This window comes from Veillonella atypica KON (assembly GCF_002959915.1).
GTDB classification, from domain to species: Bacteria; Bacillota; Negativicutes; order Veillonellales; family Veillonellaceae; genus Veillonella; species Veillonella atypica.
Genome location: NZ_PPDE01000008.1, coordinates 39,983 through 53,468, shown reverse-complemented (window position 1 = coordinate 53,468; position 13,486 = coordinate 39,983). Strand labels below are relative to the sequence as shown.

Genomic DNA, 13,486 nt, shown 5'->3' with positions numbered 1-13,486 from the left:
CTCCTCTATTGGTTACGCTTTACTACGACGATTGGTTGTGAAACATTTTCTGCTGTATCATTTGTATCTTCTACTTCTTCTGAATCAGCAGTGTTTGTATCGTCTTCGTCAGTGTTCACAGTTGAATCATCTGCTTCATCCACAGTGCTATCTACGGAATCATCATTCGCAGTCGGTACTGTCACGGCTTCAGCTAATTCATCATCACTATGAGCTAACCCATCACCACCAATAACAAGACCTTGAATAGATACAGAGTCTTGAGGTTGAATAAATACAGTGGAACCTACTGGGTAATCAATATTTTTACCCTTAATGAAAGCACCACCTACTAGGCCAACAGGGCCAAGTAGAACTGCACCAGCCACAGAGGCACCAGCTGCTTTAATTTCGCCCTTTGTTTTTTCCTTAGCCTCATTACCTTGTACAGCAGTAAATTCTGTACCATCAATAGCAGGAACAGATTCAAAAGTTATATCTAATGCACCATTACGTCCAAAAGAGCGCGCTTTTTTCAAGGATGTAATCGTTGCAGAACCTACAGTACCAGCTGGCACCAACAATACATTGCCATCCATTACATTTTCAGCAACAGTGAATTTAATTGTATCTCCTTCATGACTTGTTTTTGTGGATACCGCATCATTTAGTGTTACCTTGAACACGTGATCAGAAGATAGTGTTCCTACTTGATTTGTAAGGGTTACATTACTACCATATACCTTGGTTTTCAAGCTAATAATACGTTTTTGTAATGAACCTGTTGAAATTCTACCATTCACACTACGTTCCATCTTTTCAACACGTTCTACCAAGGAACCATCATTAATGCTGTTTTGGTATGTATATTCAAGTGCGTCCATTTCTTCACGCAATGAAATATTAGTACCACTACCTTCAACGGAATCATATAAAGAATCTACACGTTTACTCAATGTAGCAGTATTGCCAGAAAATCCGTTGCCGTATACAGTTTCATCCAATTGATTAATACGATCCACAACGGCACCATCTTGAGGTGCACCATATACAGTGCTTTCTAATACTTGTGTTTTTTCCGTTACTGTACCAGGTGCAGCAAATGCGGTACCTGTCAACAAAGACGCCATCAAAAGTGTAAGTACTTGCTTCTTCATATAATCCTCCACAACTTATCCTCTATGGGACATATACGTTAAACAGCACAATAAGCACGGGCCTAAGACCGTGCTTATTTTCTGAGTACTTCTAAGGAAGTATCTCAGTGGCCATTAAATTTTTAAATCAATAAGTGCAGATACACCTACACCTTGAACACGGGAAGCGCCCACTGGATTTGTACTATCTACTGGTACTAAACCTTTAACACGAACCATGCCATTAAAGCTACCTTCAACTTGAGCAACAGCCTTAACTTGTTCGATACTAGATGCAGGGCCTGTTACTTGAGCAGCACCAATGTACCCTTTTGTACCAATACTAATGATAGGTACAACCTTTGTAGTATATTCAGTACTCAAATTATTTTGTTTTAGTAATTTATTTAAGAAAGAATCAATTTGTGGACCAAATTTACTAACTAGAATGCCAACGCCACCAATTTTAGCAGCACCACCAAGGATACTACTTAAGCCGCCAGCTTGAGTAGTTAAAATGCCACCAAATGCAGTTGTAGTTAAACAAATTCCTAGAACAGCGGTCATAATTTTCTTTTTCATGATAAGCCTCCTAATAGATACTTATATTTTAACAAATTCTATACATAGTTTCTAGTGAAAGTATAAATACTTACACTTAAAGATAGTAAAATTATATAAAAATACAATGAGTTTATTATGAATTTTATGCAATTTAATTTTTAGCTATGTTTTAACCGCAAATCATACAATTATAACCAGAAGACTTAACAGATTCGAGGCACTTGATCTTCACCCAATAAATCTACTAGACGAACACCGCCAATCGATGTTTGTAGACCTACTTTACCAATATTTTTATCCATGGTTACACCGATATGAGTCGCTTCACGGCCTTCTGGATAACTATGTAAAATATCTAGCACATCATTTGTTACGGACGGCTCTACAACGAAAATACATTTACCTTCATTTGCTAAGTATAAAGGATCATAACCTAAAATATCGCAAACAGAACGAACTTCATCATGAATAATAAGCTTGGATTCCTCAACCTTTATGCCCACTTGACTTTGTTCGGCAATCTCTTTAAGAACAGTACCCACACCACCGCGCGTAGGATCGCGTAATAGTGCAACCTGAGACCCTACTGCATTTAAAACAGCATGAACCATATGGTTCAATGGAGCACAATCAGTCTTAACAGAGTCTGATAATTCTAGTCCAAATCGTTGTCCCATGACAGCTATAGAGTGATCACCAATAGATCCGGACAGAATAATATCCATATTAGGTTTTACGAAATTCGGACCTATATTTATGCCATCTGGAATCATACCAATGCCGGCTGTATTGATATAAATTTTATCAACTTCACCTTTTTTTACGACCTTCGTATCACCCGTCACAATTTGTACATTCGCAAGCTTTGCCATATCAGACATGGTGCTTAAAATCGTTTCTAATTCGTCAAAAGGAAGGCCTTCTTCTAAAATCAAACCACAGCTAAGATATTGTGGAACAGCGCCATTCATAGCTAGGTCGTTAACTGTACCGCATACAGCTAATTTACCGATATTACCACCCGGGAAAAAAGTGGGCTGTACAACATAAGAATCTGTTGTGAAAGCCATTCGCCCCGAGGCTACCGGAAATTGTGCCCCATCATGTAAGGGAGCTAACAAATCATTAGTAAAATATTTTAATATAAATCGTTCTGTCAATTCGTGGCTAAAACGGCCACCATTGCCATGAACTAAACGAACTCGTTCCATTAATCCTCCCAGGCTAATCCGCCACTAGAAAAGCCATACTTATACCATGCAGCACAACTACCTTCTACAGATACCATACAAGCACCTACTGCATGATCCGGTGTACAAGCTTTTCCAAAAAGCGGACATTCATTAGGTTTGATTAAACCTTGTAATACGCTCCCACATTGACAGCCTTTAGGATCAAGAGATGGTTTTTCTAACTGTATAGGTAATACCTTTTCTGCATCTAGAAATGCGTAATCATCATTAAGCTGTAACCCAGAATTTGGAATTATACCAATACCACGCCATGCATCATCACAAACATCGTATATTTCATTCATCATACGCACAGCCACAGGATTGCCTTCCTTCATAACAACAGAGTGATAGGTATTACCTACTTCAAAATGACCACTTTTCCGTTGTTCCAAAATATTGACGATAGCAGATAATATTTCTACTCCATCAAACCCAGCAATGCAGGATGGAGTTTTATACTCATCCGGTAAAAATTGATATGGTTGTTCGCCAATGATAACACTGACATGCCCTGGCAAGATAAAGCCATCAATTTGTCCTACTTGTCGGTCTAATAAAGCGCGTAATGCGGGTGGAACCAATTTATGAGACACCAAAAATAATACATTTTTCAAGCCAGCCTGTGCTACAGCTTTCACAGTGGCACCGATGACAGCAATAGTCGTTTCAAACCCTATAGCTAAAAATACTATATATTTATCCGGATGTTTTTTACTTAGTTCCAACACTTCTAACGGCGTATAGATAACGTGAATATGAGCGCCCTGAGTTTGAGCTTCACTAAGACTGCTATAACTACCTGGCACCTTTAGCATATCCCCAAAGGTTGCAATAATAACATCATCTCGTTTTGCATATTCTAACGCTTTATCCATATACACTTGGTCCGTTACACACACAGGACATCCAGGGCCACTGACTAATTCTATTCCCGAAGGCAATAATTGTCGTAATCCTTCTCTAAAAATAGATACTGTATGTGTGCCACAAACTTCCATAAGTCGCACCCGTTCACCAGGTGTATGTAGTTCGCTAATACGGTGTAATAAAGCATCAGCTGTTTTCTGTTTTTCCTGCAAAGTAAGCTTCTTCAAGTTCTTCCAACTCCCGGAAGGCATCTAAGGTTGCCTTCGCTTCTTCTTCATCTACAATTTGAACTGCAAAACCGGCATGTACTAATAACCAGTCTCCCACCTTTGCATCTGGCACGAGAAGCAAACTACAATCGCGCGTTGCACCTGTTAATTCTACTGTGCCAATGGCTTCATTAATAGAAATCAACTGTGCTGGTACTGCTAAACACATACGCCCTCCTTTTGTAAATATACTTATACATCTATTTATAACTATTAATCCAAATATTTTGATTAATTTAATTGTATCATAAAACTAAGAACTCTTATGTAACCAATGATACGTTTATATATTTTTTTGATGAGCAATCCACAATTGTCCCAACGATAAACCACCATCATTACATGGTACTTTTTTATTAATATATAAGGTGCCATGGTGCCATTTATGTTGTAAGGAGGCTAATAATCTGCGATTTTGAAAAACGCCACCACCGATACATACATCATCGATGCCATAGCGTTCACACAAATCAGCTCCAACTTCACAAATAGCAATGGCCAGTGTTTTATGGAAGCTCGCCGCTAACGAGGATACACTTTCACCTTGAGAATAGCCATCCATAATTTGTTGAACTGCAGGCACGAGATCTAATACTTGCCCATCATAGTTAAAGTCTAACAATCGACCTTCTTCATTTGCACATGCAGATTCTAATGCTATGGCGATCTGTGCATCAAAAGAATGTTCATTTCCTAAGCCCAACAAACAACCAATTACATCAAATAATCTACCTGCACTAGATGTCATCATCATGGACATGTCCGATTGCAATGCCTTATCTAGAATTTGCCAGCCTTTAGGCAATGTGGTTAACCATGTTTTATATATATTAGGCAACTCATCCCCATAATAATTCCGTAAGTACCATAAAGCTTGACGCCATGGTTCTTTTACCGCTTTTTCACCACCAGGCAAAGGCGCTAAGTGAATATGTGCAACACGCATATACTCTGCCCCATAGCACAGCATAAATTCTCCGCCCCAAATCGTATCATCGTCACCATACCCAGTGCCATCAAAACAAATTCCAAGAACAGGATATTTTAAATCGTATTCAGCCATAACAGCTGCGATGTGACTATGATGATGTTGGACCTCTATAGCCGGAAGATTTAGCGTTTTACTTAATTGTCGACCATAATTAGAAGAGAAAAATGATGGATGCTTATCCATGACAATTGCTTTCGGCTTCACATCAAACAGCCGTTCATATCGTTTAATGGTCCACTCAAAAGTGTTATGAGTGGATTCACTTGCCAAATCACCTATATGAGGACCTAGCAATACCTCCTGCTGTTTATTAATCGCAAAGGTATTCTTTAAATCACTGCCCATGGCGAGTATCGGTAGATCTGTAATCGACTCACAATGAATAGGTTCAGGAATATACCCTCGACTTCGACGAATTAAAATCGGTGTATTTTCAACCACTGATACAATCGAATCATCTACAGGCGCATAAATTTGACGATTATGTGTCAAAAAATAATCTGCTATAGTCTGCAATTCTAAAAAAGCTTTTTCATCATCGTAAATAACGGAATCACCGCTCGCATTACCACTTGTCATAACCCATTTCGCATCATGTGGTACTAACACATGATGGATAGGTGCATATGGTAACATAACACCAATTAAATGATTATTAGGGGCTACTAACTCACTTATAGACGTATGAAAATCATCATTTTTCTCTAAAAGAACAATAGGCCTTGCCATAGAGCTTAATGCATCTAAGTCTCCATCGCTAACGATGGCAAACTCCTCTACGATGTCGATAGAACCGGCCATGATAGCAAAGGGCTTATCCTTACGATGTTTTCGGTCTCGCAATGTTTGTACCGCTGTATCATTAGTAGCATCACAAACCAAGTGATATCCACCAATTCCCTTTAAAGCAATAATCGCACCCTTCGCAATCATTTCTCTAGCGGCCTCAAAACAATCATCAACGACACAGAGATTACCGTTGTTGTCTAATAATTGGTAGCTCGGTCCACATTGTTCACAAGCATTCGGTTCCGCATGATACCTACGCCCATTCACATCAACGTATTCATCATGACAAGCTTCACACATGGTGAAATCAGACATAGTAGTTCGTTCTCGATCATAAGGCATCGATTTAATAATGGAATATCGAGGTCCACAATTGGTACAGTTTATGAAAGGATAGTGATATCGTCTACCCTTCTCATTCATTTCGGATAAACAGTCCTCACAAGGGGATGTATCCGCACTAATAAAGGTATTAACCGTTCCTTCGAGGGGAGACTTACTTATAACAAACTCCGTATTATCATCAACGTCATGTGGAGCAACCTTGGTAATACCCACATGTGTTATACGGCATAATCGCGGCTGCTCTTCCTGAATCGTATCTACAAATAATTGTAATGTATCTGTATCGGATTGAGCCTCTACATATACACCAGAGCTATCATTGTATACAAATCCATTAATGCCTAATTGATGGGCTAACATAGAAACAAGGGGTCGAAATCCGACCCCTTGTACAATACCTGTAAATCGAATCCCCCATCGTTCAATAGTTTGTTTTTCATCCAATCTAGTGTCCATAGCGGCTCCTATTACAAAATATATCTTATTTAAAATGTCTATCCTAATGCTACAGGAATACTACCATCGATGCCGGCTTGTTCGAGTTCAGCTTGAATCATGATAGCACATTCAATTCGTTTCTTTTGTAGACGACAGCCAAACTCATAAGGCGTTTGTAAATCTCCACCCAATGTAATGTTATTGGCATGACAGCCACCAGAGCAGAAGAATTTAGCCCAACATTCTGCACAAGTAGGTTTTGTAAACACATGTGTGTTACGGAAATCCTTTGGAATTTCAGTATTTTTTAAACCTTCATATACATTACCAAGTATATAACCATCTTTGCCTACAAATTGGTGACATGGATAAATATCTCCATTTGGCACGACAGCCATATATTCATGACCAGCCCCACAGCCACGCAAACGTTTTGCCATACAAGGTCCACGGTATAAGTCCATACGGAAGTGGAAGAAATTAAATTTTTCACCCCACCCGTCCTTTTGACGTTGCAAATATATATCTGCTAATGTTTCATATTCTTTCTCAAGCGTTGGCCAATCTTCTTCGCGAAGTACATAATCGCCTTCTTCACCAACTACAGGCTCCATAGATAAGTGTTCAAAGCCTAAATCAGACATAGCCAATACATCTTTAGTAAAATCAAGATTCTTATGCGTATATGTACCGCGTACATAATATTCTAAACCATGACGTTGCTTTACAGCATTTACAAGATTTTTAGCAATATACTCATAAGATTTAGCTCCACTGCCAGCGACTGGACGCATAGCATTATGCACATCTTCTCGGCCATCTAGAGACAAGACCAAGCTCATTTTATGTTCGTTTACATAATCGATTTTCTCTTGAGACAATAACATACCATTAGTAGTCAACGTCAATTTAAAGATTTTATTATGTTTTGGCGCCTCTTGCTCGATATATTCTACAGTTTGTTTCACCACGTCCCAATTAAGAAGGGGTTCACCACCGAAGAAATCGATTTCGCAATGTTGACGAGTGCCACTCATTTGAATGAGAAAATCAACAGCACGTTTGGCTACATCAAAGCTCATCAATTCGCGTTTTACACCGCCGTAATCGCCTTGACTAGCAAAGCAATATTTACATGCTAAATTACAGTCATGGGCAATATTAAGACACAATGCTTTAACGATTGGTTTTTCTCCAACTACGAGCTTGAATTCTGTGCTCATAGGAGCAAAGAGTTGTTCTGCATCGATGAGCTCATCTAATTCATCCATGATTTCATTTAATTCTACAGGATCCTGAGAGCTATCTAACGCTGCATGGACTGCATCACGATTGGTGCCGTCATATATATCTAATACTTTATCAATGAGTTCATCAATAACGTGAATGATACCGCTATTTACATCTAAACAATAGTAGTTATCTTTCATCCGAAACTTATGGATCATTGGTTTTAATTCTAACATGGTACCTCCAAATTATGTGTATGTGAAAGCGCTAAACTATATAGAACTTTCTAGATAATTGTACCACATTTTTTGTCTATCGTGCTAAAAGTCCTCATAAATATATACCATAAACAGTATGTATATATTACATACATAAAAAAAGAGAGCCATCGGCTCTCTTTTTATTATTTTTGTTTGCAAACTTGGTTGCCTACTGTACAGCTTGTTTTGCAAGCGGATTGGCAAGAAGTTTGGCATTCACCACAACCGCCAGTTTTAGCAGTTTTTTGTAAAGATTCAGTGTTGATTGTACGAATACGTTTAGCCATGATTATCCTCCTCAATACTTATTGTATTACTGTTATTTTATCATAGATATTCAAACTATGTAAAATATAAATTATTTTTGTACATCCTTACGCAATGCTTTTCGCAACGCCAATGCAATCGGTGTTACGATAACGCCTGCAAAGATGGCTTCTGGAATACCATGAGTAACAGACAATACTAAAATAGTTCCCATAACTTGATCAGATGAAAGATGCATTGCCTGTGCGAACATATCCGCGTATATCACATAGATTAGCCCCATTACCATACATGTATGGAATATAGTGCCCATAAATGCAGAAACTATCAAGCGCGGACCTTGTGGTACCTTCCATAATGCTTTGTATACTAAAACAGCCAATACAGGGAATATAATCCGAGGTAATACTGATACTAACGGATTAATGAACAGTGGTGACAAAATATTTGGTGCCGTAAAATTTTGCCAGAAGCTATAGACACCAAAAATCAATCCTACGAACGCACCAACCTTAGGCCCTTCAACTAAGGCACCAATTAATGCTGGGACATGTAATGTAGTGACATTCAATGGTCCTAACGCCATAATACCATAGCCAGAAAGACCTAGAATAATGGTAATGGCCGCTAATAGACCCACAATGGTCAATTCGCGCAATGTTAAGCCCGATTTCGTAACGGTTTCCTTACTCTGTTTACGCTCCAATTGTGTCGCTTGTTGTTCTTGGATTGATACCTGTTGGTTATCATCCTTCACATTTTCATTCATAAAAATCCTCCTCCGCTCTCATTCTCTTAGGATATGAGTCGAAACTAGAAATAAAATTAACCTTTGCTCTTAGTAAGAGCTTTTATTACACCTATCTCTACTAATTTACCAATTAATACAGATACGATAATAAACACAAATTCCAGTAATCCTGGTGTAAAGAATACAAGTGGATTGCCTTGATAGATTGGAAATACCGTAGGTGCTATTGCTTTCACAAATTCCGGAATATACCCACCATATAATATATGACCATTCATAGCTAATAGCATAGCAGCAGTAATGACAATACGCAATAATCTCGTCCCTTTATATTCACCATTTCGAGGGTACATATAGAATGCAAAGACTAACATCGAAATGATGATGAATAGGAATTCCCCCACCAAAGCATTCAAACTAATGGTAGGGCCAAAATAAGCTACCATGATAGGATCCGTTAAATTGATGTAAAAAATAGAACCTAAATAGATAAATGGAATTGGTACAATATAAACGGCCATATCTAAAGCTTCATCAACCGCACCCCATCTATGGCGACGTTTGAAGAAAAATGTCATCAATAAAGCTACCAACTCAAGCAAAATCTGTATAAAAAAATATACACCTAAAAAGACTAGTACTATAAGCGCTTGATTTTCCAATGTTACATTGAACGGCGTAGTGAATAGATTAATAACCGTAAAAATGGCCCAACTGTATACATGGTACCCCATATGAAGTGGCAATTCACCAAATTGTCCTTGTCGCATCCGTTGTAAGAGAACAGGTACCAATAGAGATAAAACGGGGAATGTGAGATATGGAGATCCCAAACCGGTTTGATGTAATACAGCAGTCACTACACTTACAAAAAAGGCACTAACTAAAGTAAATACAATAAATTGCTTATTCATGTGAACCTCCCAACAATTGAGAAATTAAATAAGCTATGATGAGAACAATAGTAACTTGACCATACATACCGACAAGGAAGATAATATCACGCCCAACGGATGGCAAGCCCCAAAGCCAATTTAAATCCAACCCAAGAAACATTAGCTTATAGGTAGCAAACTGAATAACGGCCCAACCCAGCACATATATAATGCGGTTAATCCGTTTGTTTTCAGCGCCAAATGTACTAGCTTTAAACGATAAATAGGCCCAAGGGATACACAAGGATAGCAATAAATACCATGCCAATGCCACTGTAGCACTAGATCCATTATGAATCATATAAGAAATAACAGGAATGGCCACGATAAATATATTCATATATAGTGATCGTTTACAAATATCTAATATAGTGTTCATATACGTTCTCCTAAGATAATTAATCACTTGATATTGTACACTACACACCAGTAAAATGCCACAAAAAAAGACCCCTTATAGAAATTTTCTATAAGAGGTCTTTTAATAAAATCCATGTGCGAAACACGAAACAATCAAGTATTATGCAACAGTAGATTCTGCAGTAATATCAATTGTATGTTTGTCTTCAGATTTTTCTTCTTTCAACAATGGAGTCATGCTTTCAATACCAATACCCAATGTGAATAGGTTATGTAACCAAGCAGTTTGACTTGGAGGCATGAAACCAAGTACGCCACCACCTACAAGAGCACCATTGAAACCAACAATGCCATTGTAATTGGACTTGATGCGTTTCATCAAGGCCATAGAAATGCGGCGTAAATCTACAAGAGCTTGTAGATTATCAGAAGAAATCGTAACATTCGCAATTTTTTGTGCAATAGGAGCACCTTCATTCATTGCGATGCCTACATGTGCTTCAGAAATAGCTGGGGAATCATTGATACCATCCCCTACCATCATGACAGTATAACCTTCAGCTTTTGCTTGTTTTACATAAGCTGCTTTATCCTCTGGCAATACCTCTGCATGCACTTCATCGATACCGAGTTCATCAGCTACGCGTTGCGCATTGCGTTTGGAGTCACCAGTCATCATGACAATCTTTTTAATGCCTAAAGCATGTAAATCAGCAATAACTTGTTTAGATTCATCGCGTACAGGGTCTTTAATACAAATAACCGCTGCTAGTGTACCTCCAATAGCGAGGTAAATATGGGAAGATGAATTTGGTAAATTATTGAACTTTTCTTGTTCATCTGCAGGAATCTTTGTTTTTTCATCATCAAAGATGTAGTGAGCACTACCAATGCGTACACGATAGCGGCCAACTTTAGATGCAATACCATGAGCTACAACGTATTCTACGTCGGAGTGCATTTCCTTGTGAGGCAAGGAATGATCCTTAGCAGCACGTACAATTGCTTTTGCCATGGAATGAGGGAAATGTTCCTCAATACATGCAGCTAATTTTAACATTTCATCTGCATCATGACCATTAAATGGAATGATTTGTTCAAACTCAGGTTCTGCTTTTGTAAGAGTACCAGTTTTATCGAACACAATCATATCTGCTTGTGCAATTTGTTCTAAGAACTTACCACCTTTAACAGTGATACCGCGTTTAGATGCTTCTTGCATAGCGGAAAGTACTGCCAATGGAATGGATAATTTTAGAGCACAAGAGAAGTCAACCATAACGAAAGACAATGCTTTCATTACATTTCGAGTCAACAAATATGTTAAACCAGCACCGATAAAGCTAATAGGCACTAATTTATCAGCCATGCGATATGCTTGTTGTTCCATACCGGATTTCATTTGTTCAGACTCTTCAATGAGGTTAACGATTTTTTCGTAACGAGAAGATTTAGATGTGCTACGTACTTCTACAATAGCTTTACCGTCTTCAACAACAGTACCTGCATATACAGAACTGTCTTGATCGCGACGAACTGCTTCTGGTTCACCAGTCATGGAGCTTTCATTTACAAGAACAACACCATCGATTACAGTGCCATCCAATGGAATTACTTCACCTTGACGGATAATGATTTTATCGCCTTCCACAACTTCGTTAACAGGCTTGCTCACTTCAATGTCATCAACTAAAACCCATACTTTATCAACATTCAAAGACATGCTTTGAGCGAGATTCAATACGGATTTACGGTGAGTCCATTCTTCTAAGATATCGCCAATACCTAATAGGTACATAACAGCACCAGCTGTAGGATAATCTTTTTGAAGTAAAGCTGCACCAATAGCAACACCGTCGAGAACCTCTACGGTTAACTTACGTTGCCACAATGTTTTAATCGCTTTGCCGATAAATTTAATACCGTCAAACCATGCCCATGCTGCCGCAATCGGTGCAGGTAACACTGCTTTTTTACCTAAGTAAATAGCAGTACGATTAATCATCATTTCACGATATTTTTTATTTACCAAGCGCGGAGAGTATTCATTCAAAGCAGGAGCTTCGGATAAATCTAAATCGCGTAGACCTAACACCGCATCACGTACAGATTCAGAATCGCCAGTATGTTTAATGACGATCTGACTGCTACGTGTATAGAAGGTTACGTCTAAAATTGCATCATTAAGTAATAATGTATCTTCTACATAAGCTGCTTCAGCTTCTGTAAAGCGATGACCTGTTACCTTAACATGCAAGCGATTTCTGAGTTTTCGTACAACAGAAAATTGTAACATAGTTAAATCCTTCTATTATTTATTTTCTTCAAAGATTTCTTCGTTGCGTGCTTCGTTGATTTCTTGAGCTTCTGCCAATACATCAGATGCGGAAGCTTGTACTTTTTCAGCTGTTTCTAATACAGTTTCTTTAGCGCGAAGGCCAGCTGCTACGATACCAGCATATACTTTTTTAGCGTCTTTAGAAGTCAACACTTTAAGACCTACAGTACCCAATGCAAGACCTGCTGCGAATAAGTTAGCGTTTTTAAGATTGTTTTGATTGAAGTTGAACATGATAATATCCCTTTCTACTAAATATATAAAAATTTACTTACTATATTTGAAAAGAGGATCCATTATAGAGACCCCTCTTTCAAATTCAGAATTCGTATTAGCTTACTTAGCGGTACGTTTAATGCCTAGTGCTTTATTGGAACCATCACAGCTGCAGTTACCACCGCAACTAGAAGATTTTTTGGAGCCACCGCTACCACAGCCGCAGCCACCCTTACCAGACACTTGTTTATAAATTTTTGTACCAAGATAAGCCAATGCTAATATCACTATGAGTCCTATAATTAGGTTATCCATTATAATTCCTTCTTTCTCAATATCCACCAAATTTTCATAAATTGATATATGATAAATGAGTTAAAAGCAATATATTTGGATATTTCCCTTTTCTCATTATCATTTAACCACAAATAATGATAATTGGCAAGAATTATTTTAAATTTTTTCTATAATTAAATTACATTATGTCAATACAATTTAGTTCTAGGTATCTAAGGA

General features: G+C 38.1%; 14 protein-coding genes. All 14 read right to left on the bottom strand.

What is annotated here, in order from left to right:
* Window positions 1-5: 5 nt before the first annotated feature.
* Window positions 6-1,136 carry a hypothetical protein gene (locus VAHSUH02_RS04150; protein WP_005382456.1) on the bottom strand — a complete coding sequence of 377 codons (1,131 nt, stop codon included), beginning with the start codon at window positions 1,134-1,136 and terminating at the stop codon, window positions 6-8.
* 114 nt (window positions 1,137-1,250) lie between these two features.
* Window positions 1,251-1,697 carry a hypothetical protein gene (locus VAHSUH02_RS04145; protein WP_005376809.1) on the bottom strand — a complete coding sequence of 149 codons (447 nt, stop codon included), beginning with the start codon at window positions 1,695-1,697 and terminating at the stop codon, window positions 1,251-1,253.
* Window positions 1,698-1,882: 185 nt separating this feature from the next.
* Window positions 1,883-2,890 carry a hydrogenase expression/formation protein HypE gene (hypE, locus tag VAHSUH02_RS04140; protein ID WP_005382457.1) on the bottom strand — a complete coding sequence of 336 codons (1,008 nt, stop codon included), beginning with the start codon at window positions 2,888-2,890 and terminating at the stop codon, window positions 1,883-1,885.
* A complete protein-coding gene (hypD, locus tag VAHSUH02_RS04135; protein WP_038148579.1) occupies window positions 2,890-4,008 on the bottom strand; it encodes a hydrogenase formation protein HypD in 1,119 nt (372 codons plus the stop codon). The genes hypE and hypD overlap by 1 nt, the downstream gene beginning before the upstream one ends.
* Complete coding sequence (locus VAHSUH02_RS04130; RefSeq protein WP_005376745.1) at window positions 3,968-4,219, bottom strand: HypC/HybG/HupF family hydrogenase formation chaperone; 252 nt, start codon at window positions 4,217-4,219, stop codon at window positions 3,968-3,970. The genes hypD and VAHSUH02_RS04130 overlap by 41 nt, the downstream gene beginning before the upstream one ends.
* A 114-nt stretch (window positions 4,220-4,333) precedes the next feature.
* The gene (gene hypF / locus VAHSUH02_RS04125; protein WP_005382459.1) at window positions 4,334-6,631 is read right to left on the bottom strand and encodes a carbamoyltransferase HypF; all 2,298 of its coding nucleotides are present in this window, start codon (window positions 6,629-6,631) and stop codon (window positions 4,334-4,336) included.
* Between the two features lie 38 nt (window positions 6,632-6,669).
* Entirely contained in the window at window positions 6,670-8,079 is a 1,410-nt protein-coding gene (gene scfB / locus VAHSUH02_RS04120) for a thioether cross-link-forming SCIFF peptide maturase (protein WP_005382460.1), read from the bottom strand.
* A 167-nt stretch (window positions 8,080-8,246) separates the two neighbouring features.
* Complete coding sequence (scfA, locus tag VAHSUH02_RS04115) at window positions 8,247-8,390, bottom strand: six-cysteine ranthipeptide SCIFF (RefSeq protein ID WP_004693318.1); 144 nt, start codon at window positions 8,388-8,390, stop codon at window positions 8,247-8,249.
* 71 nt (window positions 8,391-8,461) lie between these two features.
* Window positions 8,462-9,139 carry an ECF transporter S component gene (locus tag VAHSUH02_RS04110; protein WP_005382461.1) on the bottom strand — a complete coding sequence of 226 codons (678 nt, stop codon included), beginning with the start codon at window positions 9,137-9,139 and terminating at the stop codon, window positions 8,462-8,464.
* A 56-nt stretch (window positions 9,140-9,195) separates the two neighbouring features.
* On the bottom strand, window positions 9,196-10,035 hold the full coding sequence (locus tag VAHSUH02_RS04105; protein ID WP_005382462.1) for a hypothetical protein: 840 nt from the start codon (window positions 10,033-10,035) through the stop codon (window positions 9,196-9,198).
* Complete coding sequence (locus tag VAHSUH02_RS04100) at window positions 10,028-10,435, bottom strand: hypothetical protein (RefSeq protein ID WP_038148581.1); 408 nt, start codon at window positions 10,433-10,435, stop codon at window positions 10,028-10,030. The genes VAHSUH02_RS04105 and VAHSUH02_RS04100 overlap by 8 nt, the downstream gene beginning before the upstream one ends.
* 141 nt (window positions 10,436-10,576) lie before the next feature.
* Complete coding sequence (locus VAHSUH02_RS04095) at window positions 10,577-12,712, bottom strand: heavy metal translocating P-type ATPase (RefSeq protein WP_005382464.1); 2,136 nt, start codon at window positions 12,710-12,712, stop codon at window positions 10,577-10,579.
* A gap of 15 nt (window positions 12,713-12,727) precedes the next feature.
* Window positions 12,728-12,988, bottom strand: coding sequence for a DUF6110 family protein (locus VAHSUH02_RS04090; RefSeq protein ID WP_005376730.1), 261 nt, complete (start codon window positions 12,986-12,988; stop codon window positions 12,728-12,730).
* A gap of 102 nt (window positions 12,989-13,090) precedes the next feature.
* Window positions 13,091-13,285: a FeoB-associated Cys-rich membrane protein gene (locus VAHSUH02_RS04085; protein ID WP_005380969.1), complete on the bottom strand. Its 195-nt coding sequence runs from the start codon at window positions 13,283-13,285 to the stop codon at window positions 13,091-13,093.
* Window positions 13,286-13,486 lie beyond the last annotated feature (201 nt).

Excerpts from the sequence above, each read along its gene's own strand:
- VAHSUH02_RS04150 (WP_005382456.1), bottom strand. The coding sequence starts at position 1,136 with ATGAAGAAGCAAGTACTTACACTTTTGATGGCGTCTTTGTTGACAGGT.
- VAHSUH02_RS04145 (WP_005376809.1), bottom strand. The coding sequence starts at position 1,697 with ATGAAAAAGAAAATTATGACCGCTGTTCTAGGAATTTGTTTAACTACA.
- hypE (WP_005382457.1), bottom strand. The coding sequence starts at position 2,890 with ATGGAACGAGTTCGTTTAGTTCATGGCAATGGTGGCCGTTTTAGCCAC.
- VAHSUH02_RS04130 (WP_005376745.1), bottom strand. The coding sequence starts at position 4,219 with ATGTGTTTAGCAGTACCAGCACAGTTGATTTCTATTAATGAAGCCATT.
- hypF (WP_005382459.1), bottom strand. The coding sequence starts at position 6,631 with ATGGACACTAGATTGGATGAAAAACAAACTATTGAACGATGGGGGATT.
- scfB (WP_005382460.1), bottom strand. The coding sequence starts at position 8,079 with ATGTTAGAATTAAAACCAATGATCCATAAGTTTCGGATGAAAGATAAC.
- scfA (WP_004693318.1), bottom strand. The coding sequence starts at position 8,390 with ATGGCTAAACGTATTCGTACAATCAACACTGAATCTTTACAAAAAACT.
- VAHSUH02_RS04110 (WP_005382461.1), bottom strand. The coding sequence starts at position 9,139 with ATGAATGAAAATGTGAAGGATGATAACCAACAGGTATCAATCCAAGAA.
- VAHSUH02_RS04105 (WP_005382462.1), bottom strand. The coding sequence starts at position 10,035 with ATGAATAAGCAATTTATTGTATTTACTTTAGTTAGTGCCTTTTTTGTA.
- VAHSUH02_RS04100 (WP_038148581.1), bottom strand. The coding sequence starts at position 10,435 with ATGAACACTATATTAGATATTTGTAAACGATCACTATATATGAATATA.
- VAHSUH02_RS04095 (WP_005382464.1), bottom strand. The coding sequence starts at position 12,712 with ATGTTACAATTTTCTGTTGTACGAAAACTCAGAAATCGCTTGCATGTT.
- VAHSUH02_RS04090 (WP_005376730.1), bottom strand. The coding sequence starts at position 12,988 with ATGTTCAACTTCAATCAAAACAATCTTAAAAACGCTAACTTATTCGCA.
- VAHSUH02_RS04085 (WP_005380969.1), bottom strand. The coding sequence starts at position 13,285 with ATGGATAACCTAATTATAGGACTCATAGTGATATTAGCATTGGCTTAT.